The organism is Nocardia sp. NPDC006630 (genome assembly GCF_040611495.1).
GTDB lineage: Bacteria > Actinomycetota > Actinomycetes > Mycobacteriales > Mycobacteriaceae > Nocardia.
Map to the genome: position 1 here is coordinate 143,504 of NZ_JBEXOK010000009.1, position 26,269 is coordinate 169,772.

The window sequence follows — 26,269 nt, forward strand, 5'->3', positions numbered from 1 at the left end:
CAAACAATTCGGCCGGTCCGGAAACTGGTTCCGGACCGGCCGAGTCCTGGGTGTTCGTATTCCGGCACCCTGGGCGCCTTGTCAGGGCTGCCGCCCAGGACTCCTCGTTCGGCGACTGTCAGCCGAACGAACCGGTCCAGAGCGTACCGAGGATCCCTCCCAGTGCCGCGCTTCCGGTGTTCAGCAGACCTCCGAGAGCAGCGCTGCCGGTGTTGATAATAACGGGAATCATTCGATCGCCTCTCAATAGTGGAATACACTGCCAGCCATTACATTTCGCTGCTGACACGGCCCACTCTGCCTACCGCAGCTGAGAGATCACTTAACGCGTCCCGTGAATTCACCTGTATAGAAATCGAATTCGCCATTCATATAAGACATTCGTGATCCACAACCCTGAATTCTCACCGACTTTTCCGTATGAATATCCCTCTCGAGGGGGATGCGAAACCATCCGAGAGGGTGACGACGAAAATCCCGCCTGCGATATTCGCAGGCGGGACAGGTACTTTCGACTATTCGGTGCGGCGCCTCAGCTCGCGTAGACGTCCTCGACGTAGCGCCCCTGTTGCCCAAGGTCACCGAGCCACTGCTGGGCTCGGCCGGCATCGGCACCGGTGTTGTCGCGGTAGATCCGCATGAGCGCCTCGCGCACACCGGGCGCGAGACGACGCGCGTCACCGCAGACGTAAACCCGCGCACCCGCCTGCAGCTGAGCCCAGATCTGGTCGGCGTCCTGCGCCAGACGGTCCTGGGCGTAGCGGGCGTTCTCGACGGGCTGTCTGCTGAACGCAGCCCGCACACGCACCACACCTGCGGTTTCGGCAGCGGCCAGCACATCCCGGTACAGATAATCCAGATCAGGATGATCGCAGCCGAAATACAGTGTGGCCTGCGCTAATTCCACACCTTGACGCAGAGCGTGCAGCCGGTCCGCGATAACGCCGTGGAACGGCGCCAGCCCACTCCCGGCCGCGATCAACACCGTCGGCACCGTACTGGCCGGATCGACGCGGAAGACCTCACGGCAGGGCTGCAACCGCGCCCGGATTCGATCACCGGGCGCGAGATCGGCGAGGTAGCCGGATCCGGTGCCGCGCTCACCCACCTCGGATTCGACCACCGCGACGAGCAGTTCGACAGCCCGCGGACTCGCCGCCGGACTCGAGGAGATCGAATACGTGCGAGGGCGCAGGGGTGGCAGCAGGTCGAGCAGCGTCGCGAGATCGATGCGACCGGTGAGCGCCGGATACCGCTCCACCAGCTCGATCAGAGTGGGCCTGGCGAGTTCGGCCGCCGACTCGGCCAGATCGGCCAGCGCGCGGGCCTCCGGCGGACAGGGATTGAGCTCGGCCAGTCGGCGAACGATCGCGTCCGAGACCGGGATACGCAGGTCGACGGTGTGGCGCAGCAGATCTTCCACGGTGATCGGCATACCGGCCGGAATGCGGGACTCACCGGCCGTACGCGTCGGTTCGACGACAACCAGCTGCTCACCCTCGAGCGCACACGCGGCGAGCGCGCCTTTGACGTGCCGATCGGGATTGGGGGCGAGCACCACAAGCTGATCACTGGTGCGGTACTCGCTTCCTGCGGGCAGCTCGAGACGGAGCATCGTTTTGGTGCGGCCCGGCCGACCCTGATCGGTGAGCGGCTCATTGGCCGCCACGGTGAAGCTCGAGAATCCGGCGGTCAACGCCGTAGCGGCATCGGTAGCAGTGACTTTCACGATCCGATGACCCGAGGGGATGGCACCGACCGGCCCCTCGACCGGCTCACCGAATTCGCGCAGCAGGGTGCCGAGCACCTCCTCGATCCATGGATCCGCGGCGACAGCCAGCCCCACGGCGGCGTCCGCGATACCGCGTGGCACCAGCCGCTGCGCACCGCCCGCCGCGAGCCGCTCGTCGATGAAGGTCGGCACACGCTGATAGGTGGCGCTCCAATTGCGGTCACCCACACCGAGAACACCGAACCGCACACCGTCGAACTCGCCGTCCCGGGCATGCTCGAGCCGCTCGACGAACCGCGCGGCATCGTCGGTGCACCGGCCGTTGTAGGATGCGGCGAGCAGCAGCACCGGATGATCGGCCGGCAGTGAGTCGACCGCATCGTCAAGGCTGCCCCGGTGCACCGTGAACCCCGCCTCGGCGGCGCGGGCGGCGAGAGTATCGGCCCACCGCGCGGTGACGCCGAGATTCGAACCGTGCAGCACGGTCAGCGGTGCCCCCTTGGCGCGCAACGCTTTCGGACTCTCGACGGCAATCGCGGCGGGCAGCTCCGCAACGGCCCGCTCAGCCGGAGTACGGCGACGCAGCCGCAGCGTGAACCCGCGTGGCTTCACCGTCAGCGTCTGCGCGACCTCCAGCCGGTAATTGCGGTGATCGTCGAAGGCGTAGCGGTGCAACAGCAGTCCGAGCACCAGCGTGGCCTCGTGCACCGCGAAACGGCTTCCGATGCAGGCACGTTCGCCGGTCCCGAAGGGCTTGTAGGCATGCACCGGGCGCGCCGCGGTGCGTTCAGGGGTGAAGCGATCGGGATCGAAGGCATCGACATTCTCACCCCAGCACGGATCGCGATGCAGCGCGGGCAGCACCACCAGCACCTGCTGTCCGGCGGGAACCGGGTAACGGCCGGCCAGCATCGAATCGGTCGCACTGACCCGGTTGAATCCGGGAGCCGTCGGCCACAGCCGCAGCGATTCGTCGAGACACTGTCGTACATAACGCAATCCGCGCACATCATCGGCGGTGGGCCGCGGATTGTCGGCCGCACCCCACAGCGCATCCACCTCCGCGGTGGCCCGGGCCAGTGCGACCGGATTCTTGACGAGCTCGTACAGCGCGAAAGACAGTGCGCCCGAGGTTGTCTCGTGCCCGGCGACCAGGAAGGTGACGATCTGATCGCGAATATTGGTGTCGTCGAGCCCCGCGCCCGACCGCGGATCGACCGCATTGAGCATCAGCCCCAGCAGGTCATCGGTCGAAGTGTCATCCCGCTCTCGGCGGGCCCGCAGCACATCATCGATGGTGGACAACATGACCGAGGTCTGCTCGCGCTGCGCGGCATCCTGCCGCCGGAACAGCCGATCGCTGCCCGGTGGACGTCGCAGTCGCTGCTGAGTGCTCGTCAGCACCTCACGGAGCGCCTCGACGAACGGGTGCGAGGTCGCCCTGCCGAAGGACCCGAAGTCGTAACCGAATCCGGCCAATCCGATGGTGTCCAAGGTCAATCCGGTCAGGTCACCGACAACGTCGACGGGATTGCGATCTGCCGCCGCATCCCATTTGCCCATCAGCGCGTCCGCGACCCGGAGCATGACCGGGTGATAGCTGTCGATCTCGTCCATCGCGAAGCCGGGCATCAAGATGTTGTGGGCCTTCGCCCAATTCGGGTCCGCATTGTCGGCGGTGAACAATCCGCCGCCGATATTGCCGCGCAACAGTTTCAGCGCCGGGCCGACAAATTTGACGAACCGCGAGTCGTCACACAGATCACTGACCACATCGACCCGTCCGGCCAGCAGCACCTGCCGCCCGAACCGGTTGGCGGAGATCAGACTGCCGAGTTCACCGAAGGCCGAGGGCAATTCGAATGCCGTGCGCTGCCCCGCGAAACCGCCGATATCGCCGAACACCGGCAGCCGTGCCCGGCCGAGAGTCGGAATCTTGGTACTGGACTGCGTTTTCATCGAACTTCCTCTCGGTGGTAAAGGGCGGGTGCGGGTGCGGCGGGCCGACTGAGGAGACGCCACGACAGCACCGCGAGCGCGAACAGCAGGGGCAGACCGAGCACAAAATGCGCAACACCCAGCGCGACAACCTGATTCGCTAGATACAGCGGCAGCCCTACCGCCAGGTGCAGCGCCCACAGTCCGAGCCAGTAGCCGGTCAGCCGCTGATGAATCTCCGGGTCCTCCGGCAATCCGGCGCGCCGCGCGATGCGCACGGTAATGGGGCGGCCCCGGACCAGCGATCCCGCGAAAAGGACAACCAGCGCGGTATTGACCACCAACCAGGACAGGAAGAAGTTGCGGCCCTCCCCCGTGCCCAGCACCAGGGCGGCCTGCAGCAGCACAGCGCCGAAGGACATCGCGATCAGTCGCAACTGCTCGCTGCGCAACACCCGCACCAGCACCAGCACCGAGGCCACGACAAGCGCCGCGGTCACCCCGATCAGTGGTCCCGCAATGACATATCCGAGCAGGAAGGCGCTATTGGGCACCAGCGCATCGATCACATGTCTGCGCTCGAATTGCCGCAGGGGGCCGGCGAGCGGTTGCCGCCGGGTTACTTCCTGAGCAGGCTCCATACCGCCACGCTAACCAGCGCAACCGGCCGGAACATCGCTCGAGCGGGTGATCTCGGGTCCCCCGCGCGAGGGATGACCGCAGCGTGGCGACCCACGGACCGGACTCAATTCCGGGAGGTCACCGGCCTGCCGTCGCGGGCCGCCGCGATGAACGCGCGAATCAGGTCCGGCGACTTCACACCGCGCGCGCTCTCGACGCCACTGGAGACGTCGACGCCCCAGGCGCCCGTCAGCTCCAGGGCCTCGCGAACATTGGCCGGGCTCAGGCCGCCTGCCAGCAACCACTGTCCCTCAGGCGCGGAGAACTGCGCCGATCCCCAATTCCACGGTGTGCCCGAACCCGGATCGGGCGCATCGAGCAGGAGCAGATCCTCGCCGTACTCTCCGCACTTCTCGACATGCTGAGAGGTGGCCCGCAGCAATGTCTTTCCCTCATCTCGCATCGCCTCGAAGAACTCGGGCCCCTCCTCCCCGTGCAACTGCGCTGCGCGCACACCGCTCTCGCGCACGAATCGCCGGATCTCCGCCACGGACTGACCGCGAAAGACGCCTACTGTGAGCACATTCGCCGGTACCCGCTCGGACAGACGCCGAGCGGTGCCGGCGTCGACGGTGCGCGGACTCCCCGGCGCGAAGACGAACCCCACCGCGTCAGCCCCGGCGGTTACGGCCGCGTCGACATCCGTTTCGGTCTTCAAACCGCAGATCTTGATGAAGGGGTTAGCCACACGGCCAGTTAACCAGCCCGTACCCGGGAGTGAATCAACCCACATAGACTCTTTTTAAACATGCGTTTAGATTGACAGGATGGCGACCGCTGAGCACCACACCACCAAGCGCAAGCGGACGCACGATCCGGAGGGCCGCCGCCGCAGCGTCCTGGAATCCGCGCGCAGGCTTTTCACCGAGCGCGGCTTCGACCAGACCTCGATTCGCGCCATCGCCGCCGACGCCGATGTCAATCCGGCACTGGTGATCACCTATTTCGGCAGCAAAGAGGCCTTGTTCCGGGAGATCGTCAGTGATCTCCGACTACGCGACGACGTCCTGCCCGGGGAGCTCGAGGGCCTGGGCGCCCGGCTGGCACGGCGCTATGTCGAACGGTGGGAGCACATGAGCGCCGACGATCCCTGGCAGGCGCTGTTGCGCTCGGCCATGACGCATGCGCCGAGCGAGCAGATCATGCGATCGGTTCTCGACGTGCAGCTGGCCACCCCGCTGCGTGCCATTTTCGGCGATGAGGGCACCGGCCCGTCCCGCAATGCGCTGGTGCGCTGCCTGCTCATCGGAACGATCATGGAGCGCTATGTCTTCCGCTTCGAACCGGCCTGCTCCCTGCCCGCCGCGCAGTTCGAGGAAGTCCTGGGCAATACGCTGCAATTCGTGATCACCGGTGCGATTCGATGACCCACGCGATCGCCACCGAATTCCCGCCCGCCCCGGCACATCCGCCGCTGCTGCGCGCGCTCGTAGCGCACCGGCCCGGCCCCTGGGCCTGGGAGGCCGCCGTGCTGGCGCTCTTCGCCACCGTGGTGCCGTTTCTCGCGGTGAACGCCCTTGCCGGTCGAGCCGCCGGATTGCTCGCGGTCGCAGGCGGATTCGCGGTCGTCTACGGCATCGGCGAGCCCAGCGCACGTCGCCTGCGCATCAGCGGCGCGGCCGGTCTCGCCATCGTCGCGGGTGTCACAGTGTTCTCCGCCGTCGCGGGATCACTCTGGGTCGCAGCGGTTCTCATTGCCGTTGTCGCCGGACTCGCCACCTTCGTCATCGACGTGGCCCGCGCCGGGCAACCCGGCATGATCCTGATCCTGATCGCGTCGAGCATCGCGCTGGCGCTGCCCGTCGAACCGCACCAGGCCGGCCAGCGCGCGCTGTGGACGGCCGCCGGTGCGGGCTTCGCGATAGCGATTACCGCGCTCTCCGTCGTGGCGTCCCCGGCCCGCCCGTACCGCGCGGCGATCTCCCATGCCTACCTTCAGCTTTCGCGCTTCACCGGCGCAATGGGCACTCCCGGAGAAGACGCGGCACGGCATGCGGCAGCCGTAGCCGTCCAGACGGCACTGTCGCTGCCCGCGCGCGAGCACCACCGGGTCGCGCGGCTCACTCTCCTTGCGGAGCAGGCGGATCTGATCCTCGACGAGTTGATCGGCGATCGCACGGCACTGATCAACGACGGCGCCAACAACTCCCGTCGTGACACTCTCGCCGCCCTCGCCGGTGGGAAGAGGGTTCGGGCATCCGCCGCAACGGCGGGAGGTCGGCCCGTCGATGCGACGATCGCGGCTGCGACGACAACTTGCCACGGCAAGACAGCACCCGGCGGCCGGTCACACCGGCGACACTCACGCACCAGCCTGCTGCGAGATATACGCCGCCACGTGACCGATCGGCACTCGATCGCCCGCGTACACGCCGAACGCATGGCAGTGCCCACCGCGCTGGCCGCCGCCCTGGCTCTCGGCGCCCATATGCCGCACTGGTATTGGGTGCCCGTCTCCACCGCGGCGGTCCTGCAGGGCGCGCACACCACCATGATCTTCCACCGCGCCCTGCAGCGCGCCGCGGGCACGCTGCTCGGCATCGCCGTCACCGCCGCGGTGCTCTGGATCGCCCCGAATGTCGCCGGGCTCCTCGCGGTCATCGCCGTCTGCATGTTCGTGGCACAGCTGTTCTTCCCGCGAAACTACGGCGTCGCAGTAGCTTTCGTCACTCCCCTGGCGCTACTGATGCCCGAGCTCGCGCACCCCGGCGTCGCGGCTCAGTCGATGGGCCCGCGAGCCTGGGAAACAGCCCTCGGCGCCACGATCGCACTGGTCGCCGCCTATATGTTCCGGCGGCCCGTCACCATCACCCATCTGACCGACGCACTGCGGAATGCCGCCACCGCGGCCGCGGAACTGCAGGCAGCCGCCGGAGCACCACCGCAGGCATTGCGCGCGAAGGCAACTCACCACGCACTCGACGCCTGGCAGACCTTCGATGTTCTCCATGCCGACGGCCTCACCCGCGCCGGGGCGCACGCCCTCTGGCCCGATGTGGTCGCCACACACCGCGACGTTTTCCATGCCCGTGCCCACCGGAACCGGCACTGACCCTGCGCCGATATCGATTCGGATATCGGTGGATATCGGCGTGGTCTTGGACAGCCGTACCGCTTCCGTGTTGTCGTGTCACCATGACTCAGAGCAGGAAGCGGCTGACCCCGGCCCGCCGGATATTCGCCGCGATGATGACTTTGACGCTGCCCGCGATCGCTGCGTGCGGGAACACGTCGGACACCGCGAAGACCACAGCGCCCGCAGCCACCAGCACCACCACTGCCGCCGACGCACAGTTGGCCGCCGTCGAACAGCAAGCGCAGGCCCGCCTCGGGGTGTTCGCTCTCGACACCGCAACGGGAAAGACGGTCGGCTACCGCCAGGACGAGCGCTTCCCCATGGCCTCGACGTTCAAGACCCTCGCCTGCGGCGCGCTGCTGCACGCCCACCCGCTCGACACCGGATACTTCAACCAGATCATCCATTTCACCGATGCGGACGTCACCGCGGCCGATGGCGCACCGGTCACCGGCGCCAGGGTCGCCAGCGGCATGTCGGTACTCGAATTATGCGATGCGGCAATCACTTACAGCGACAATGTCGCGGGCAACGAGGTATTGAAACTGCTCGGCGGACCCCAGGCCGTCACCCAGTTCGTCCGAACCCTCGGTGATCAGGTCAGCCGGCTGGACCGCTGGGAACCGCTGCTCAACGACTCGATCCCGGGCAATGAGCAGGACACCACAACACCGGCCGCCATCGCACACGACTATCAGGCCCTCACCGTCGGCGACGCACTACCGGCCCCGGAGCGCAAGCAGTTGACCGATTGGCTGCTCGCCAACACCACCGGCGGCCAGCGTATTCGCGCGGGCCTGCCGAACGACTGGAAAACCGGCGACAAAACCGGCACCGGCTCCGGCTACGGAACGGCCAATGATGTTGCCGTCACCTGGCCGACCGGCAGCACCGCGCCCATCGTCATCGCGGTGCTGTCCACCCACCCGGCCAAAGAGGCGCAGGCGGACAGCACTGTGATCGCGGAGGCGACCCGCAATGCCGTAGCGGCAGTGCGGTAACCGCCGTCACTCGCCGATGTCGTTCCACTCGTCCTCGATGGGCCAGCCCGAGGCCACCAGGTGCGCACGCACCCGGGCCAGGTCCGATTCGGTCGGCAATTCATCGGTGAGTTTGGTGATGACCACCCCGACGTCCGCCTTGTCGGCCGGGATCGTGCCCTGCTGGACGAGTGCGGCAGCGACCTGCCGCACCTCGTCCTCGGGCAGTCGCCTCGCCAGCAGCGAGAGCAGCGGGATGTAATCGGTATCCGGGACACCCTGCGGATATCCGGCACGCAGCCAGGCGACGATGCGGGACAGCAGTGCAGACAACGCCATAGGGACTTCCAGCCTCCGCGGTAGGTATCAGTCCTCGGACGGACGGGCCAGCGGCCAACCGGCGGCAGCGAGCCGTGCGGCGACCCGGTTCACATCCTCGTCGCCGGGCTTTTCCAGGGCAAGCGCGGCGATCGCGGCTTCGATGCGGTCCCGATCGATGCGGCCGCCGGTGTTCTCGGCCACCAGTTCGTCGACGACCTGAGTGATCTCGGATTCGGTGAGTCTGCGGTGCAGTACCGCGAGCAGGGCCACGTAGTCCTCGGGCGGAACGCCGTCCGGGTATCCCGCACGCAGCCAGCGCAGTACCGCTCCGAGAATTGACGTATTCGAAATTGTCATGGATTCACTTCTTGGGAGGTTTGGCGCCGAAGAGCTGGACGTCGAACGAGTGGCTGATGAAATCCTTTGCGATGTACAGGATTCCGGCCCCGATCGCCAGCACGACGACCGCGAAGCAGAGGTAGGCCACCGCGAGTGCGGCCGGATTGCGGGCGCCGGTGGGCGCCCCGTCCGCCGCGACGGTCTCCATCGACCAGAACCGGATGCCGATGGTGAAGATCAGCGGCAGCCCGGCCCCGAGCAGCAGGGCGATCAGTGTCACTTCACCGAGTGACTTGGCGATGGCATTGAACGTATGCATGGACCGTCTCTCCTCAGACCGTCGCGCCGGCGGCGACCTTGACGTCCGACGGAGGCGTGAGGCCGCCGTCCCATTCGTCGTTGACATTGCTGGTGTCCACCGGATTGCGGCGGGAGCGCAGGTAGATGTAGACCGACAGGCCGATCAGCAGGGCGAAGTCGACCAGCACGCCGCCGAGTCCGCCGAACAGATCCGCGATCCCCCAGCACAGCGCGCCGACCAGGCCCGCCAGTGGCAGTGTGAACAGCCAGGCGGTCGCCATCCGGCCCAGCACGCCCCAGCGCACCTCCGCGCCCGGCTTGCCGAGCCCGGTGCCCAGGATCGAGCCGGTCGCGACCTGCGTGGTCGAAAGCGGAAGGCCGAACTGCGCCGAGGTGAGAATGATTGCGGCAGAAGAGGCTTCGGCCGCGAAGCCCTGCGGCGGATCGATTTCCACGAGCCCCTTGCCGAGCGTGCGGATAATGCGCCAGCCGCCCAGGTAGGTGCCCAGGGCAATGGCGGAGGCACAGGCGAACTTCACCCACAGCGGAATATCGTCGTTATTGCTGAAGGTGCCGTGCGCGACCAGGGCCATGAAGATGACGCCCATCGTCTTCTGCGCGTCATTGGTGCCGTGTGCGAGCGAAACCAGTGCGGCGGAACCGATCTGGCCCCAGCGGAAGCCGTCGTCGACCCGCTTCTTGGCCGAGCGGCGGGTGAGCCGGTAGATCAGGAAGGTGCCCAGTCCCGCGACCAGCGCGGCGACGAACGGCGCCAGCACCGCCGGAACGATGATCTTGCTGATCAATCCGGTCTTCTCATTGCCGGTCCAGATCACGCCGCTGGCGCCCAGCGCGGCCACGGCCGCACCGATCAGGCCGCCGAAGAGCGCATGTGAGGAGCTCGACGGAATACCGAACAGCCAGGTGAGCAGATTCCACAGAATTCCACCGACCAGGCCGGCGAAAACGATGTGCAGCATGGCCATGTGGTTCACATTGCCGATATTCAGCAGACCACCCGACACAGTTTTGGCGACCTCCACCGAGAGGAAGGCGCCGAGCAAATTGAGGACCGCCGACATGGCGACCGCCACCCGGGGCTTGAGGGCTCCGGTGGCGATCGACGTCGCCATTGCATTGGCAGTGTCATGGAAACCGTTGGTGAAATCGAATCCCAACGCGGTGACGATCACGATCAAAAGAACGATCATTTCTGAACTCACATCGATATTTTCAGCTACGCCCCCGCTCAACTGCTACGGAGAAGGAAGCTGTTCACGCGATATTCAGGACGAGACCACCCAGGCGGCCGGGAAGGCCGTGCCATACTCCTCAACATGTATAGCCAAGTTGAGAACGGGGCGGCGGTCGAGGTCGTCGTCGTGGACGGGGATGTGTGGCTGACGACCGCCGGGCGCACGGTCGAGATTCCGGCAATGTGGTTGCGGGACAACGCCCCTGATGCGCTCAGCCGGGACACCTCGAGCGGGCAGCGGCTGTTCAACATCGTGGATCTGCCCGCCGATGTACGCGTCTCGGACGCCGGGGTCAGCAGCGATCGGCTCGAGGTCGTCTTCGCACCGGGCAGCCACCGTACGTCCTTCGCGATCGGCACCCTGCTGGGCGATTCCGACCGCGGCGATCTCGACCATCGCAGCGAACGGTCGAAGACGCTCTGGCCACAGGCCGACGCAGCAGCAGACCTCGAGCCGGTCGCCTGGCAGACATACCTGCAGAATCCCGCTCCGGCATTGCGGCAGGTGGTCGAGTGGGGATTCGTGCTGCTGCGCGGCGTCCCGGCCGAACTCGGCCAGGTCACACAGGTCGCGGAGACATTCGGGTACGTACGCGAGACGAATTACGGCCGGATCTTCGATGTCCGGGTGGAACCCAACCCGGTGAACCTGGCATTCACGGGATTGGCCATCACCCCGCACACCGATAACCCGTACCGGGATCCGGTGCCGACGCTGCAGCTGCTGCTGTGCCTGCACAATGCCGCCGAGGGCGGGGATTCAGGTCTTGTCGACGGTTTCGCGGCGGCAGCAGCCCTGCGTGCGCATGATCCCGCCGCCTTCGAGGTGCTCACCCGCACCCCGGTCACCTATCGGTACGAGGGTGACGGCACCCGCTTGGCGGCGGTAGCGCCCCTGATCGGTCTCGATGCCGAGCAGCGGATTCGCGAGGTCCGATTCAACAACCGGTCGATGGAGGTGCCGCTGGCCGATCCCGCCCGCGTGCGCGACTTCTACACCGCGTACCGCACCTTCGCCGAACTGCTGTACGCACCGGAGGCCCAGCTGAATTTCCGGCTCGGCACCGGCGACTGCCTGATCTTCGACAACATCCGGACCCTGCACGCCCGCACGGCTTTCGCGGCCGCCGGCGGCCGCCATCTGCAGGGCGCCTATGCCGATCTGGACGGTCTTTCCAGCACCCTGCGGACGTTGGAGGAGCAGCCGCGATGACGCATGCCTATGAGATCCTGGCCGGCCTGTTCGAGGGCGAGGGCGCGAACGATTATCTCGGCGAACAGGTTTCGATGGCGACACATATGTTGCAGACCGCTCGGGTGGCCCGCGAATCGGGTGCTCCCACGGCATTGGTCGTCGCCGCGGTGGTGCATGATGTCGGGCATTTCTCCGGCACGATGAGCGGCCGAGAACTCATGCGGGGCAATGACAATCACCATGACACGATTGCCGCCGAATGGCTTTCGCAGTGGTTCGACGCCGCGGTCACCGAACCGGTCCGCCTGCACGTGGCCGCCAAACGCTACCTGTGCGCCACGGATTCGACCTATTACGAACGGCTTTCGCAGGCATCGAAATTCACCATGGCTGTACAGGGCGGGAATATGAGCCCGGAGGAGGTCGCGGCCTTCGCCGCCGAACCGCACTGCGACGCCGCGACGGCACTGCGCAGATTCGACGATGCCGGTAAGGATCCGAACGCACCGCAGCTGACCCTCGCCGATTTCCGCGCCGATATCGAGGCGATGGATCGCACGCTCAGTTCGACAGCCTCGATCTGACCCGGCTGACCGCACCCGCGGCCACCGAATTGCGCACGACAAAGGCGACCGCCGACCCGAGGTAGGTGTCGAACGAACACTCGAGCACCTCGCCCGCCGGGTCGGTGGTCCGGCGCATGGTGCGCAGAAGCGGTGTGCCGATGTGGATTCCGAGCAGCTCCGCGACGCGCGCGGTCGCGCCGATCGCCTCGATCGAATGCTCGGCGTCCACGAAGACGATGCCGTAGTCCTCCAGATTGTCGGTGATCGACTCGGCATCCAGATCCATGGCCAGAATCGGCGCGGCGAGTCGTTCGGGGTAGTAGGTGCTCTCCAGCATGATCGCCGCCCCGCTCAGCAAGCGCACCCGCTCGACGTGAAAAGCCTTCTCCCCCTGCGTCAGACCGAGCCGCTCCCGGACCTCCGGTGAGGGTGTGACGATTTCGGTGCCGACGGTGCGACTGCTCGGCGTCTCGCCGATGCTGCGCGCCCAGCGCGAGAAGCTGAGCAGTTCGGTCATCGGCTGCGCGCGGGGACCCCGCAGCACCTGCCGGCGCGCGCCCTGCCGCGACGAGACGATCCCCGAGGCGCGCAGATACGCGAAGGTCTGCCGGATGGTGCCGCGCGAGACGCCGTAGCGCTCGCTCAGATGGTGTTCCGAGGGCAGTGACTCACCGTCGGCGAACTCACCGTTCTCGATCGCCTCGCGCAATTGCTCGGCGATCTCCCGATACCGCGGCACCTTCGGCTGTCCAGTGGTCACACGCCAACTCTATTCACTGCGGATCCGCCGCCAGCAGCACCGGCCGGTCGAGCAGCGATACCGTGACCCGGGTACCCGGAGACAGGTCGCCGGCGCGATGGCTGGCGATATCGGCGAGCAAGTGCGTCCCGTCAGCCCGAGCGAGGTGCAGGCGGGTGGTCGCACCGTAGAAGGTCCCGGCCTCCACAATCGTTGTGCCCTCGGCGGATTCGTGCACCAGCACCGCCTCCGGGCGGGCGAGCACCGTCACCTCGCCGGTGCACGTCGCCTCGCCATCGCACATCAGCACCTGCTCCCCCACCCGCACATGGGTGGCATCGACCGCGGTCGCCGGAATGCGATTCATGGTGCCGACGAATTCGGCCACGAACGGTGTCGCGGGCCGCTGGTACACCTGATCGGGACTGGCGCACTGCTCCATCCGGCCATTGCGCATGACCGCGACCCGGTCCGCGATCGCCAGCGCCTCCTCCTGGTCGTGGGTCACGAAGACAGTGGTCACGCCCAATTCCCGTTGAATACGGCGGATCTCCTCCCGCAATTGCTGGCGAACCTTCGCATCCAGCGCCGACAGCGGCTCGTCGAGCAGCAGCACCCGCGGGGCGATGGCGAGCGCACGCGCCAGAGCGACGCGCTGCTGCTGCCCGCCCGAGAGCTGATGCGGGAACTTCGCCACATGATCGGCGAGCCCGACCATATCGAGCAGCTCCTGCGCCCGCTCCCGCCGCCGCTTGGCAGGCCGCCCACGCAGATTGAGGCCGAAGGCGACATTGTCGAGCGCCGACATGGTCGGGAACAGGCTGTAGGACTGGAAGACCATGCCCATATCGCGCTTGTTCGCCGGAATGGCGGACGCATCGCGACCATCGACGAGAATCTCCCCGGAGGTCGGGTGATCGAATCCGGCGAGAATGCGCAGCGCCGTGGTCTTCCCGCATCCGGACGGGCCGAGCAGCGCGACGAATTCCCCGGGTGCGATATCCAGATTCAGCCCGTCGAGGGCCCGCACCGAACCGTAGTCGCGATGCACATCCACGAAAGCCACTGCGGTGCTGTTGATCTCGGGAACTGGTTGGGCGGTCATCGGGGGGCCTTTCGGGATCGACCGGCGATCGAGACGACAACGAGCAGTAACAGCCAGGTGAGTACCAGGCTCAAAATCGACAGCGCGACCTGCAGCTGGCCATCGGAATTGGCCGATTGCGCGAGCCACACCGGGAAGGTGCGGAAGATGAGAATCTTCGCAATGGTGTACTCCCCCATGACCAGTGCGAAGGTCAGGAAGGCCGCGTTCAGCAGTGAGGTGCGCAGTGCGGGCAGCACCACCCGCCACATGACGATCGTCCATCCGGCGCCGAGATTCTGCGCGGCCTCGACCAGGACGCCGATGCGCGAACCCCGGATTCCGGCATCGAGCGCACGAAAGGTGAACGGCAGCGCGATGACCACGTACTCCAGCGCCAGGATCAACGACAGCGGCTGCTGCTGCAATGCCGTGAACACCTGGGACACTTCGACATAGTCGCTGTTGTTGCCCCACGACAGCACGCTGCGCACACCCACGACCAGGGCGACCGGCGGAATCACCAACGGCAGTAGGGACAACAGCTCGACCAGCGGGCGCGCGGCGGGTAAACGCAAGTGCACCAGCAGCATTGTCGGCACCATCAGCACCAGCGTGATGACCACGGCGATCAGGCCGAGCACCAGCGAGGTGCCCAGCGTGCCGGAAAGTCCGTTCGCGGAAAGGATTCGCGTATAAACGCGAAAACTCACCCCGTTCTTGTCGTTGATGGTGAACCAGAACGCCACCGCGAACGGCCCGATGAAGTAGATCGCGGCGAGGCCGAGCACAATCCAGCGCCAATACGCCGTGGGCGGTGCGATCCGGCGGGTCGATCGCCGGGCGGGATTCGGCTGCACCGCCGGGCCGCCCACCACGGCCGCGGGATCGGTCACTGTAGCCATCGCGAGGTCCTGTTCTGCATGTACTGGTAGAGCAGGGTGAGCGGCACCACGACCACGATCATGTTCAGAGCCATGGCCGCGCCCAGATTCTCCTGTCCGACAAGCACATTGCCGGACACGGCGCTCTCGATCTGCAGCGGCGTGATCGAGAGCGTGCCGTTGGTGAGCGCATCGGCGGTGGCGAACGAGGAGAAGGAGGTGCAGAACAGCAGCGCGACACTGCCGAGGAAATGCGGCAGCAGGGCGGGTCCGGCGACATAGCGCCAGTACTGCCAGCCGCGCGCACCGAGGCTCTCGGCCGCCTCACGCCATTCCGGGCGCAATCCCTCGAGTGCCGGAGTGATCACCAGAACCATCAGCGGCACCAGGAAATACAGATAGACGAACTGCACGCCCGCCTGGGAGTACAAATCCAGATGCAGATCATCGCGCAGGGAAACGCCCAGGTGATCCTGGAGGAGTTTCGTCAGCACACCGGCATTGCCGATCGCCGCGACGAATAGGAATGCCAGCGGCAGCCCGCCGAAATTCGCGAGCACGGCCGCACTGGTGGACACCACCCGCTGCAGCATCTGCCCGCGTCCGCTCGTAATCGCGTACGCCAGAATCACACCCAGCACCGCGGCGATGATCGCGACCACCAGCGACAGCACCACACTGTTCTTCAGCCCGGTGAGATACGCGCCCTTCAGCGCCGCCGTGACATTCGCGGTCCCGAAGGACGAATTCGCATCGTCACCGACCTGGAAGGCCGAATACACGATCACGCCGGTGGGCAGCAGGAAGAACACACCGACGTAGCCGAGGAACGGAACGAGCCCGAGCCAGCCGAGGGCCCGGGCCGAACGAACCGATGTTCTCATTTGACGGTGTTCGCCCAGTTCTGGGTGAGCGTGTCCTTGGCCTTCGCGGCCTGATCGTCCGTCGGGTAGACGGCCTTGTCGCTGGCGGCCGGCAGCACCTTGGCCAGCGCCGGATCTACCGTGCCGGCCTTCTGCATGGCGGGCAGTCGCACCGGGCGCGCGAAGCCCTTGAGCAGACCGTTCTGGCCCTCATCGCTGTAGAGGTACTCCTGCCACAGTCGCGCCGCGGCCGGATGCGGTGCGGTCTTGCTGATCGCCTGCGCGTAGTACCCGCCGATGGAGGCATCGGTGGACACCGCGACGGTCCACTTCACGTTCGTATTGCCCAGTGTCTGAGCGATTCCGGCGTTCAGGTAGTCCCAGTCGATAATGATCGGCGTCTCGCCGGACTGCACGGTGGCCGCCGTCGCCTTGACCGGAACGAAGTTCCCCTCGGACTTGAGCTTGCCGAAGAAGTCGATACCGGGCTGGATATTGTCGGCGGAGCCGCCGGTCGCCAGGGCCGCGGTCCACACCGCCATCAGCGCGGAGTTGCTCTTGAGCGGGTCGCCGCTGAGCGCGACCTGTCCCTTGTACGCGGGCTTGGCCAGGTCGGCGATGGTCGTGGGGCAGACGGCGACCTTCGCGGCATCACAGCCGATGGAGATGTAGCCGCCGTAATCGCCGTACCACGTGCCGGTCGAATCCTTCTGGGAGTCCGGGATATCGGCCCAGGTGCTGACCTTGTACGGCGCGTACAGCCCGTCCTTGGCGCCGCTGATGGCGAAGGAGGTGCCGACGTCGACCGCGTCGGGCGCGCGATCCTGGCCCTTGAGCGATTTGATCGCATTGATCTCATCGGCACTGGCGGCGCCGGGATTATCGTCATTGACCTTGATGCCGTACTTGGCGCCGAAATTGTCCATCAGCGCGCCGTAACCGGCCCAATCACGGGGCAGCGCCATGAGATTCAGCGTGCCCTCCTTCTTGGCCGCGGCCACCAGCGCGTCCATTCCTCCGAGATCCGCAGCCGAAGTCGCCGTCGCGGCCCCACCCGCCGACGTGTCCGACTTCTTCGTGCAGGCGCCCACGCCGAGGACCAAAGCCCCTGCGACAAGACAGATTCCAACATTGCGAGCAGTTGCGATACGCACTAGTGAACTCCTGGATCCGGCATTCCATGAGCGACCGGGAACCGAAAACGTCCCGGCAGCAGCACACACACTCGGCCCGAAAGTTGTATAGCCAAGATATCGCGCCCATACGGAAGGTGAACAGGCAATGCCATGTGCGATCCACTCCCCGTTCACCTGCCCCGCCCTGCCCCCGTGCGGTGCGAGCCGCTCTCGCACCTGAGATGGCCCCGAAACCCCCGTGCTGATCCGAATTGTGTTGCCCCCATGCGTTGTTCACCACTACCCGCAGGTAGGCACTTCGACCCCACTGGTCAATCTGACCGATTTGTCCGATTAAGGTAGGGGCGTGAACATTGCCGCAACACACATATCCGGTTTCCGCATACGCGACTACGGCACCACCGACGGGCGCACCGCCGCGCCCATCCTGACGGACGGGTGAGTCCGGTGGTCGCACACGAAACCGCGCTGTCTCTCATCCAGCTCGGGGCGGTGCTCTTCGGGTTGGGACTGCTCGGGCGGCTCGCCGCACGAATCGGCATGTCGCCCATACCGCTGTATCTGATCGGCGGACTGGTGTTCGGCACCGGCGGTCTGATCAGGCTCGAGCATGTGGACCAGTTCATCGAACTGGCCAGTGAGATCGGCGTGGTACTGCTGCTGCTACTGCTGGGCTTGGAATACAGCGCAACCGAATTGGTCACCGGTCTGCGCACCTCATGGCTCGCCGGTGTAGTCGACCTGGTGCTCAATGCCGCGCCGGGTGTGACGGTGGCGCTGCTGCTGGGCTGGGGCCTGACCGGTGCGGTCGCCATGGCCGGGGTCACCTATATCTCTTCCTCCGGCATTGTCGCCAAGGTACTCAATGATCTGGGCCGCCTCGGCAATCGGGAGACGCCGACGATCCTGTCGATTCTGGTGTTCGAGGATCTGGTCATGGCCGGATACCTCCCGGTGCTCACCGCGGTGCTGGCCGGCGCGGGCTTCGCGGCCGGGATGACCACCGTCGGCATCGCACTGGTGACGGTGACGGTCGTACTGGTGGTCGCACTGCGCTTCGGCAAGTACGTCTCCCGGATCGTCGACAGCGACGATCGTGAGATCTTCCTGCTCAAACTGCTCGGCGCGGCCCTGCTGATCGCCGGATTGGCCTCATCGCTACAGGTCTCCGCCGCGGTGGGCGCCTTCCTGCTGGGCATCGCCATCTCAGGCTCCACCGCGCACAATGCCGCCAAACTGCTGGAACCGCTGCGGGATCTGTTCGCCGCGCTGTTCTTCGTGCTGTTCGGCCTCAGCACCGATCCCGCCAGCATTCCGCCGGTGCTCGGGTGGGCGCTCACGCTCGCGCTGGTGACCGCCGCGACCAAGATCGCCACCGGGTGGTGGGCGGCAGAGCGCGCCGGGGCTTCGCGCTACGGTCGCGCCCGCGCCGGATCAGCGCTGGTCGCGCGCGGCGAATTCTCCATTGTCATCGCGGGTCTCGCGGTCACCGCCGGTGCGGTCCCCCCGGAGTTCGCCGCACTCGCCACAACCTATGTGCTGATCATGGCGGTGCTGGGTCCCATTGCCGCGCGGGTGATCGAGCCGGCATTGCGCGGGGTGGATCGGCTGCGGGTGCGCACTGCCTGACGGTCAGTCGATTTCCGGGCCGAGGGAGATGCCGCGGCTGGCGAGCCAGGGCAGCGGGTCGATCTTGTCTGCGCCATTGAGCCATACCTCGAAATGGCAGTGCGGGCCGGTGGAGAAGCCGCGATTGCCGACCGTGGCGATCTGGTCGCCGGCCAGGACCCGCTGGCCCACCGAGACTGTCGCGGTGTCCACGTGACCGTAAACGGTGATGGTGCCGTCATCGTGCTGCAGCCGGACCCACATGCCGAAGCCGTCGGCGGGACCGGCGCTGATGACAGTGCCGTCCATGATGGCGTAGATGGGAGTGCCGATCGGGGCGGCCACATCCACGCCCAAATGCTCGGCGCCCCAGCGGGTTCCGAAGCCGGAGGTGAAGGTGCCCGAGGCGAACTTCACGAACAGCGGGCGCAGTTTCGATTCCGCGCGGGCCGTGATATCGGCCGCGAACTGCTGGCCGTTCTCCAGAATGTCCTGGTATTGCGCGGGATCCTCCGGCTGCGCGGCGTCCAGGATCTCGGGGAAGTGCGCGTCCGTGCCAGTGAGGGCCGCTGGCTGCAATGCGGCAATCTCCTGTGTCGTGGGTTCGGCGGTGGTGGTGCTCTTGTGCCCGCCCACGTCCTGCAGACCGGCCTGCCCGGCGGCGACCGCCGCACCGGCGGCCACGGCGGCAATGACCGCACGCCCCTTCAGGATGGTGATGGCCGGAGGTTTCCGGTGCGCACCCGATCGTCCACCAGCAGTCCAGGAAGTATTGCCGTGCAACAGAACCGAGCCTCCTACGCGATCTCTCCGGCGCGCGGTCCCGACCCGATTCGTCCCGGTTCGAAACCGCCGGCCGCATGTGCCCTCTGCGGCGGCGAGACGATATCACCCGAAACTGTGAACCACTCCCAGGAAAGTACCGTCCGGTCCCGGCTCCGAATGGGGCAATTCGGCTCCGGCGCAGGTGAACACCGTAGCATCGCGAGGCTCGGCGGGCGGGTTGTCCGAATAGGGACTACGCCCGCCCAGGTCACCGCTAGCGGAACATGGCCTTCGTCTCGAGGAACTCCAGCACGCCGTACGGACCGAGTTCACGGCCGTTTCCGGACTGCTTGTAGCCGCCGAACGGAGCGACGGGACTGAAGGCGCCGCCATTGATTTCGACCTGTCCGGTGCGCAGTCGCCGGGCCACGCGCTGGGCGCGTTCCGGATCGGCGGACCAGACTCCCCCGGACAGGCCGTAGTGCGTGCCATTGGCAATCGCGACGGCATGGTCCTCATCGTCATAGGGCAGGATCGCCAGCACCGGACCGAAGATCTCCTCCTGCGCGATCGTCATGGCCGGATCGACTTCGGAGAAGACGGTGGGGCGCACGAACCAGCCGCGCTCCAGGCCCTCGACCGGATCGGTGCCGCCGGTCACCAGGGTGGCGCCCTCCTCGATGCCGCGGCGGATGTATCCGAGCACCCGATTGCGGTGCGCCGCGGTGACCATCGGGCCCACGGCGGTGGCCGGGTCGAAGGGATCGCCCACAACGGCGGCCTCGACCGCGGCCTTCGCAATGGCTTCCACCTCGGCCAATCGGCTGCGCGGCACCAGCATTCGGGTCAGCGCCGTGCAGGTCTGGCCGGAATTGAGGAAGCATTTGCCGACGCCGTCGACGACCGCGGTCATCAGGTCGGCATCGTCGAGAATCACATTGGCCGATTTACCGCCCAGCTCCAGCGCGACCTTCTTGATCGTCCGCGCGGCCAGCTCGGAGACCCGCGCACCCGCCGTGGCCGAACCGGTCAGCGAGATCATATCCACGCCGGGATGCGCGGCCAGTGCTTCGCCGACCACAGGTCCGGTGCCGGGAACCAGGTTGAAGACACCGGCGGGCAGGCCGAGCGCATCGATGATCTCGGCGAACAGGAAGGACGAGAGTGGCGCCACCTCACTGGGTTTCACCACGATCGAGCAGCCTGCGGCCAGTGCGGGGGCGACCTTGGCGGCAATCTGATGCAGCGGATAGTTCCACGGGGTGATCGCACCGACCACTCCGACCGGCTCCCGGACGATCAGGGCATTGCCGAGCTCCTCCTCCCAGGGCAGCTCGCTCACGAATCGGGCAGCCGCCGAGAAGGTCATGGCGGGTAATCCGGCCTGCAGCAGCCGGGAGACGGCGACCGGGGTGCCGACCTCCTGCGAAATCAGTGCCGCCAGTTCATCTCCGCGGGCCTCGAGTCCGGCGGCGATGGCGGCCAGCACCTCGGCGCGGGTGGAGACCGTACTGCGCGACCAGGATTCGAAACCGGCCTGCGCGGCCCGCACCGCCGTGTCCACATCGGCGGCGGTGCCGAGCCGGACCGTCGCGATGGTCTGCTCGGTGGCGGGGTTGACGACATCGTGGGTGCCGGTGCCGGACAGGGTGATCCATTCGCCGCCGATATAGGCCCGGTTGTGCAGTTGTACGGCGGGTTCGGTGGTGGTCATATCGTCCTCGTCTCTACTTCGCCGTGACGCCGGTGCGAATGGTCGCGCCCGCATCGGCCGCGATCGCTTCGGCGGTGCGGTGTGCCAGCGCCATGATCGACAGCATGGGATTGGTGCCCGATGCGGTGGGGAACGCGCTGCCGTCGCCGATCCAGACGCCGGGGGTGTCGTGCAGCTCGCCGGTGGGTCCGGCGACGCTGGTCTGCGGGTCCGTGCCCATGCGGCAGCTGCCCATCTGATGTGCGGAGAACATGCGATAGCCCCCGGCGCGGAAGGGGATTCGGCTGATCGCGGCAATGTAGGGGTCGAGGTCGTCGCCCCAGCGCCAGGTCGGCAAGCCCTCGGCGAAAGCCACGATCTGCACCGCGCCGGCGGCCTCGTGCATGATGGCCAGCGCCTCCACGCCGCGGCGCAGATTGGCGAGGTCGAGCTCATCGGTGATGGAGTACGACACCACCGAATTGCCGTCGGCATCGATGCTCACCTGTCCGTGCCCGCGGTCGCGCAGCACCGCCAGGCTGGTCACCGCATTGCGATAGCGGCTCAGGAACTGCTTGTGCGCGGCGCCGGACGCCCAGGGCACAGCCGAGGCTCCCAGACCGGTCGTGTACTGCGCCGTCTCGATGAGGAAGCCGTAACCGTCTCCGGTATCGGCGAATTCGTCGATCAGACCGGTGTGCGGGGCGCCCCACCACGCCTGCTGATCCTCGGCGTAGATACCGGCGACGGCGGCGACCGGGTGCAGGCGCAGGTACTTGCCGACCGCGGGGCCACCGATGCCGGAGCGCAGCAGCAGCGCGGGTGATTCCAGCGCGCCGCCCGCGACGACCACCCGGGGCGCACGGACGGTGAAGGTGGCGGCATCGCCGGTCGCCGGATCGGTGTAGGTCGCCGAAACACCTGCGGCCCGGCCATTGTCGACCAGAACCCGATCGGCGCGAGTGCGCGCGATGATCTGCGCGCCCGCGTCGGAGGCGTCGCGCAGGTAGGTCTTCATGGTGCCCTGTTTGGATCCGGACTGGTCGCCGAACCCCAGATATCCGGCGCTGGCCGGATCGTAGGTCGCCGGATCGGTATTGCGGGCGATGGTGGCGAACGACCAGCCGAGATGCTCGGCCGCTTCCGCGAAGCGTTTGGTCGGACCGTTGAAATCGGAGCACTGCTCGTTGACCGAGATGCGTTGTGCCACTGCGTCCAGGTGCCGGTCGAACTCGGGACCGTCGAGATCCTTCAGCCCGTGTTCGCGCGCCCACTGCTCACGTACCCAGGGACGGGTGCGCAGGCAGTTGGTCCAGTTGACGGTGGTGCCGCCGCCCAGGGTCGCACCGGCCTGCAGCGAGATATTGAAATCGGCGGTCGGGGTCGGGCCGCCGCGCCAGTAGAGATTCTGGAAGCCCCAGAGTTCGAGCTGGTTGAAGTCGGATTCGTCGAAGTAACCGCCTGCCTCCAGGACCACGACGCGCAGTCCGGCCTGGGCCAGCTGCCCGGCGATCACGCCACCGCCCGCGCCGGAACCGACAATCACGATATCGGCCTCGATGGTCGAATCAGGCTGCGGCACTGTGATGTGCAGGGCCTTGGTGCCCTGCTGCGGTGCGCCGATCGGGCCCGGGAAGCCGAATCTGCGCCACATGGGATTCTGGCCGGTGGCCGGGTCCGGCAGGCCGTAGGTGAGGAACAGGGTGAGCGAGATCAGTACGCCGACTCCGGCGCCGGTCAGCGGACCGAGCAGTGCTGTGCGCCTGAGCAATTCCTCGCGGGACAGCGGCGAGGCCGTGACAATGCCCTGTGCGCCGAGGGCATCGATGAGCCCGAGCAGACCCTCGCGCTGGTCCTCGGGCATGCCCGCCAGATAGGCGACAATGCCTTGATCCGCACCGAGTTCGGAGGCGGTACGCGCCCAGAAACCATCCTGGTCATCAGGTCGCCGCAGTGCCGGGACGATGGTGTCGCAGATCGCTCGCAGCGCCTGTGACCGCTCGTCGGTCATCCATTCGGTCATGTCTTCCTCGACTTTCCGGGTCTATCGTTCCGCGCCGGGCACGGCGGTATCGGCCGCTGCGAAGGGCTCGGTGCTCCACGCGCCGCCGGCCGGGCCGGTGACGAGCTGTGATCGGGGATCGCCGAATCGCATGAGGGCTCGATGATCGGCGCTGTACTGCTCCCAGCCGGGCTCGCCGGTGGTGGCGAAAGCGACCCAGGCCGAGTGGATTTCGTCGGCGAGGCGCTGCGGTGCGTGGGGACCGGCGAGCGGAACCGCATTCGCGAGCGTGTCGAAGACGAACGGGACTTCGAGGCCATGGCAGGCGCCGAGGTGGCCATCGGTGCGCTGCCAGCCGAATTCGTAGACGTAGGCCGGGGTTCCGGTGGCGGCTTGTGCGGAGGCCAATTCGGCGGTCGGACGGCGGAACATGCCGTCGGTGATGACGGCCGCGAGTATGTCTCCGGGGGTATCGTCCGGGCGCGCGGCCGCGAACTCCTCGGCGATCGAGGCCGCGATACCGAAGCGCGCCAGCAGGAACGGCAGCATGTCGGTGGTGGCCGCATCCGCCAGGCCCGTGGGAACGGTGAAGAGGCGGAATTCCTCGGCGGTGACGCCGATGATCAGCGGGATGCCGCGGGCGGATCCGGCGGCGATGGCGTCGATCGGCAGCGCCGACAGCAGTTCACCGTCGAGCGTGGGCATCAGGTTCATGACGCCGCCACCTGCCGCGACCACCGAGGCGCCCCATCGCGCCGGGTCCGGGTTCAAGGAGTATTCGGCATGGACGGACTGCTGAGCGGCGAGTAGATCGGCAGGCGTCACGTGCGCGAATTCCGCTGCGGTCGGCGCTATTTCGAGCTTCTCGGCCAACTTCGCGCTCATCAGCCGGGCATCGTCCGCGGTCACCGCCACGCTGCCGTTGCCGCTCTGCATGATCGCCCTGCCGAACAGGCCACGCGAGGCCGGGGCGCTGAGCAGCGCCGCCACGCTCATCGCACCCGCCGATTCGCCGAAGACCGTGACATTGGCCGGATCGCCGCCGAAGGCCGCGATATTGTCCTGCACCCAGGCCAGGGCGTAGAGCTGATCGAGTAGCCCGCGATTGGCGGGGCCGCCGCCGAGTACCGCGAAACCGGAGATGCCGAGGCGGTAGTTCACCGATACCAGCACCACGCCGTCGCGGGCGAAGGCAGCGCCGTCATAGGCCGGCACGGCATTGGAACCGTGCTCGAACGCACCACCGTGAATCCAGACCATGACCGGCAGACCCGAGCCGCCGGGGTCCGGGGTCCACACATTCACATTGAGGTACTCCGCGCCGGGCACGGTGTAGGTACCCAGGATCTCCTCGATACCGGGTGGGTACGAGGGCTGAATACAGGTGGGGCCCAGTGCATTCGCCGCGCGAATCCCGTCCCACGGCACCACCGGCTGCGGTGCGAGAAAGCGTGTGAGTCCGATCGGAGCCGCCGCATAGGGGACTCCGAGAAATGCGCTGACGCCCGTCGTCGTACGTCCCTGGATCTTGCCGCCGCTCACTTCGACGATCGGTTCCATTCCGTTCCTCCATCACTACGCCACCCGGTGTGAGTCCATTGAAATTCGCCGCGCACCGGCTCGCGGCGATACCGCGAAATGAACTTGAAATCGGATTCGGATGGCGGCTCGGGCTTCTTTCCGGATCGGGTCCGTGCGGAGTCGCGCGCGGCTAATGTGGGCACCCGTCCAGCTGATATCGGACAGGCGGTGCGTACCAGGGGAGGACATCTGATGACCAACGATCCGAATTCCATTCGGGTACGGGCGGTGCTCCTGACCGCGCTCGCGGTCTTCGCAACCGCAAGCGCCGGACCGGCCGCGGCCGACGGACCCGGCGCCGCCGAATGCCCGGCCACGCATTGGGTGGGTTCCTGGGCGGCCAGCCCCTCCGATGCGCTCGAGGCCATCGATCCCGCACTGCAGCCGATACTTTCGGTGGGTGAGCAGTCCTATCGGATCGTGGTCACGCCGCACCGCGGTGGCGGCCAGGTGCGGATTCGGCTGACCAATCGGTTCCGGTCACTGCCGCTGAACGTCGGTCATGCCACGATCGCCGACCGCACAGCCGGAGCCGAGGTGGATGCGGCCTCCATGCGGGCGATCACCTTCGCCGGGCAGGCGGGCATCACGCTGGCGCCGGGAGCGGAGATCCTCAGCGATCCCGTCGAATTCGCCGCGACGGCGTGGGCTCCGATCGCGGTGAGCGTATATCTGCCGGGGACTGCACCTCTGCTGACCGAGCACTTCAACGGCAATGCCACCAGTTACTACACCGCGCCCGGAGCGGGTGACAGCACCGGGGATTCGGCCGGGACGGCGTATGCCTTCAACACCACCGCGGTTCCGCTCGTGTCGACCGTGGATGTGTCGGCTTCCAGCGACGTTTCATCCGTTGTCGCACTGGGTGATTCGATTACCGACGGCTACGTTTCCGCCAATTACCTCGGCATACCGCAGAATCCGGCGCTGCCCGATACCAATGCACGGTATCCGGACTTTCTGCAGCACCGGCTCGACGCGGCGGGAATTCCACTGGCCGTGCTCAATGCGGGTATCTCCGGAAATGCGCTGGACGACGACGGAGTGCTGCCCATGTTCGGCCCGAGCGCCGTATCCCGCGCCGCGGGCGATGTCCTGGACCAATCGGGGGTCACCGATGTCATTCTGCTGGAGGGGATCAATGACCTCGACTCCCCCGTCGGCGCCGACTACGACCGTCTCATCGGCGCCTACACCGACATCATCACCCGCCTGAAGGCCGCCGGACTGCGCGTCCACCTCGGCACCCTGATGCCGGCGGGCGGATCGTTCATCGGCAGCGTGATCGCCCCGCGGCAGAACCCGATTCGATTGCGCATCAACGACTGGATCCGCACCCAGCACCTTTCGGACACGGTCATCGACTTCGCCGCCGCCGTCCAGGACCCCGCCGATCCCAATGCGCTGGATCCGCGCTTTGCCGGGCCCGACAGACTCCATCCCAATCTGACCGGCTACCAGGCCATGGCCGACGCCATCGACCTCTCGACCCTCGGTGGGAGAATCTGCGGGTGACAGTCGGCAGTTGGGC

At 66.7% G+C, this 26,269-nt stretch carries 22 protein-coding genes and 1 pseudogene; 7 read left to right on the plus strand and 16 right to left on the minus strand.

The genetic code is table 11. From position 1 onward, the window contains the following. Nucleotides 1–532: 532 nt before the first annotated feature. The 3 genes from ABZX86_RS26855 to ABZX86_RS26865 form a co-directional block, all read right to left on the minus strand. Entirely contained in the window at nt 533–3,691 is a 3,159-nt protein-coding gene (locus tag ABZX86_RS26855; RefSeq protein WP_355127426.1) for a cytochrome P450, read from the minus strand. Next, nucleotides 3,688–4,311, minus strand: a complete 624-nt coding sequence (locus ABZX86_RS26860) for a DUF3159 domain-containing protein (protein ID WP_355127427.1) — start codon at nt 4,309–4,311, stop codon at nt 3,688–3,690. The genes ABZX86_RS26855 and ABZX86_RS26860 overlap by 4 nt, the downstream gene beginning before the upstream one ends. 104 nt (nt 4,312–4,415) lie before the next feature. Further along, complete coding sequence (locus ABZX86_RS26865; RefSeq protein ID WP_355127428.1) at nt 4,416–5,039, minus strand: phosphoribosylanthranilate isomerase; 624 nt, start codon at nt 5,037–5,039, stop codon at nt 4,416–4,418. Nucleotides 5,040–5,118: 79 nt separating this feature from the next. Between ABZX86_RS26865 and ABZX86_RS26870 the strand changes: the two genes are divergently transcribed. The 3 genes from ABZX86_RS26870 to bla all read left to right on the plus strand — a co-directional run bounded on the left by ABZX86_RS26870 (nt 5,119) and on the right by bla (nt 8,428). Beyond that, the gene (locus tag ABZX86_RS26870; protein ID WP_355127429.1) at nt 5,119–5,718 is read left to right on the plus strand and encodes a TetR family transcriptional regulator; all 600 of its coding nucleotides are present in this window, start codon (nt 5,119–5,121) and stop codon (nt 5,716–5,718) included. Further along, nucleotides 5,715–7,403, plus strand: coding sequence for an FUSC family protein (locus ABZX86_RS26875; protein ID WP_355127430.1), 1,689 nt, complete (start codon nt 5,715–5,717; stop codon nt 7,401–7,403). The genes ABZX86_RS26870 and ABZX86_RS26875 overlap by 4 nt, the downstream gene beginning before the upstream one ends. 83 nt (nt 7,404–7,486) lie before the next feature. After that, a complete protein-coding gene (bla, locus tag ABZX86_RS26880) occupies nt 7,487–8,428 on the plus strand; it encodes a class A beta-lactamase (RefSeq protein ID WP_355127431.1) in 942 nt (313 codons plus the stop codon). A 6-nt stretch (nt 8,429–8,434) separates the two neighbouring features. On the opposite strand, the gene ABZX86_RS26885 is transcribed toward bla, so the two are convergent. From ABZX86_RS26885 to ABZX86_RS26900, 4 genes are read right to left on the minus strand one after another with little or no spacing between them, the layout of a single operon-like run. Next, nucleotides 8,435–8,746, minus strand: coding sequence for a DUF3349 domain-containing protein (locus tag ABZX86_RS26885; RefSeq protein ID WP_355127432.1), 312 nt, complete (start codon nt 8,744–8,746; stop codon nt 8,435–8,437). Between the two features lie 27 nt (nt 8,747–8,773). Then, a complete protein-coding gene (locus tag ABZX86_RS26890; protein WP_355127697.1) occupies nt 8,774–9,079 on the minus strand; it encodes a DUF3349 domain-containing protein in 306 nt (101 codons plus the stop codon). A 10-nt stretch (nt 9,080–9,089) separates the two neighbouring features. Beyond that, a complete protein-coding gene (locus ABZX86_RS26895) occupies nt 9,090–9,386 on the minus strand; it encodes a hypothetical protein (protein WP_355127433.1) in 297 nt (98 codons plus the stop codon). Between the two features lie 13 nt (nt 9,387–9,399). Further along, nucleotides 9,400–10,590 carry an inorganic phosphate transporter gene (locus ABZX86_RS26900; protein ID WP_355127434.1) on the minus strand — a complete coding sequence of 397 codons (1,191 nt, stop codon included), beginning with the start codon at nt 10,588–10,590 and terminating at the stop codon, nt 9,400–9,402. 114 nt (nt 10,591–10,704) lie between these two features. Between ABZX86_RS26900 and ABZX86_RS26905 the strand changes: the two genes are divergently transcribed. Both ABZX86_RS26905 and ABZX86_RS26910 read left to right on the plus strand, forming a co-directional pair. Then, on the plus strand, nt 10,705–11,835 hold the full coding sequence (locus tag ABZX86_RS26905) for a TauD/TfdA family dioxygenase (RefSeq protein ID WP_355127435.1): 1,131 nt from the start codon (nt 10,705–10,707) through the stop codon (nt 11,833–11,835). After that, nucleotides 11,832–12,401 carry an HD domain-containing protein gene (locus ABZX86_RS26910; protein WP_355127436.1) on the plus strand — a complete coding sequence of 190 codons (570 nt, stop codon included), beginning with the start codon at nt 11,832–11,834 and terminating at the stop codon, nt 12,399–12,401. The genes ABZX86_RS26905 and ABZX86_RS26910 overlap by 4 nt, the downstream gene beginning before the upstream one ends. On the opposite strand, the gene ABZX86_RS26915 is transcribed toward ABZX86_RS26910, so the two are convergent. Genes ABZX86_RS26915 through ABZX86_RS26935 form a run of 5 tightly spaced genes read right to left on the minus strand, consistent with a single transcriptional unit; the run spans nt 12,379 to nt 16,966 of the window. Then, complete coding sequence (locus ABZX86_RS26915; RefSeq protein ID WP_355127437.1) at nt 12,379–13,143, minus strand: GntR family transcriptional regulator; 765 nt, start codon at nt 13,141–13,143, stop codon at nt 12,379–12,381. The genes ABZX86_RS26910 and ABZX86_RS26915 overlap by 23 nt on opposite strands. Nucleotides 13,144–13,156: 13 nt before the next feature. Then, complete coding sequence (locus ABZX86_RS26920) at nt 13,157–14,227, minus strand: ATP-binding cassette domain-containing protein (RefSeq protein ID WP_355127438.1); 1,071 nt, start codon at nt 14,225–14,227, stop codon at nt 13,157–13,159. Then, nucleotides 14,224–15,111 carry a hypothetical protein gene (locus tag ABZX86_RS26925; RefSeq protein ID WP_327146120.1) on the minus strand — a complete coding sequence of 296 codons (888 nt, stop codon included), beginning with the start codon at nt 15,109–15,111 and terminating at the stop codon, nt 14,224–14,226. Before ABZX86_RS26925 ends, ABZX86_RS26920 begins: the two co-directional genes overlap by 4 nt. Next, nucleotides 15,099–15,974 carry an ABC transporter permease subunit gene (locus ABZX86_RS26930; protein ID WP_355127439.1) on the minus strand — a complete coding sequence of 292 codons (876 nt, stop codon included), beginning with the start codon at nt 15,972–15,974 and terminating at the stop codon, nt 15,099–15,101. The genes ABZX86_RS26925 and ABZX86_RS26930 overlap by 13 nt, the downstream gene beginning before the upstream one ends. Continuing rightward, complete coding sequence (locus ABZX86_RS26935) at nt 15,971–16,966, minus strand: extracellular solute-binding protein (protein WP_355127440.1); 996 nt, start codon at nt 16,964–16,966, stop codon at nt 15,971–15,973. The genes ABZX86_RS26930 and ABZX86_RS26935 overlap by 4 nt, the downstream gene beginning before the upstream one ends. Nucleotides 16,967–17,536: 570 nt before the next feature. On the opposite strand from ABZX86_RS26935, the gene ABZX86_RS26940 reads away from it, so the two are divergent. Further along, nucleotides 17,537–18,718, plus strand: coding sequence for a cation:proton antiporter (locus ABZX86_RS26940; RefSeq protein ID WP_355127441.1), 1,182 nt, complete (start codon nt 17,537–17,539; stop codon nt 18,716–18,718). Nucleotides 18,719–18,721: 3 nt separating this feature from the next. On the opposite strand, the pseudogene ABZX86_RS26945 reads toward ABZX86_RS26940, so the two are convergent. The 4 genes and pseudogenes from ABZX86_RS26945 to ABZX86_RS26960 form a co-directional block, all read right to left on the minus strand. Next, nucleotides 18,722–19,447: pseudogene (locus ABZX86_RS26945) on the minus strand (M23 family metallopeptidase); the annotation flags it as partial. Nucleotides 19,448–19,736: 289 nt separating this feature from the next. Continuing rightward, nucleotides 19,737–21,176 carry an aldehyde dehydrogenase family protein gene (locus ABZX86_RS26950; protein WP_355127442.1) on the minus strand — a complete coding sequence of 480 codons (1,440 nt, stop codon included), beginning with the start codon at nt 21,174–21,176 and terminating at the stop codon, nt 19,737–19,739. 13 nt (nt 21,177–21,189) lie between these two features. Then, nucleotides 21,190–23,178 (minus strand): FAD-dependent oxidoreductase, encoded by a 1,989-nt coding sequence (locus ABZX86_RS26955; RefSeq protein WP_355127443.1) that lies wholly within the window; start codon nt 23,176–23,178, stop codon nt 21,190–21,192. Between the two features lie 21 nt (nt 23,179–23,199). Next, nucleotides 23,200–24,717, minus strand: a complete 1,518-nt coding sequence (locus ABZX86_RS26960; RefSeq protein WP_355127444.1) for a carboxylesterase family protein — start codon at nt 24,715–24,717, stop codon at nt 23,200–23,202. A gap of 213 nt (nt 24,718–24,930) precedes the next feature. On the opposite strand from ABZX86_RS26960, the gene ABZX86_RS26965 reads away from it, so the two are divergent. Further along, on the plus strand, nt 24,931–26,253 hold the full coding sequence (locus tag ABZX86_RS26965) for a GDSL-type esterase/lipase family protein (RefSeq protein WP_355127445.1): 1,323 nt from the start codon (nt 24,931–24,933) through the stop codon (nt 26,251–26,253). The last annotated feature ends 16 nt before the right edge of the window (nt 26,254–26,269 follow it).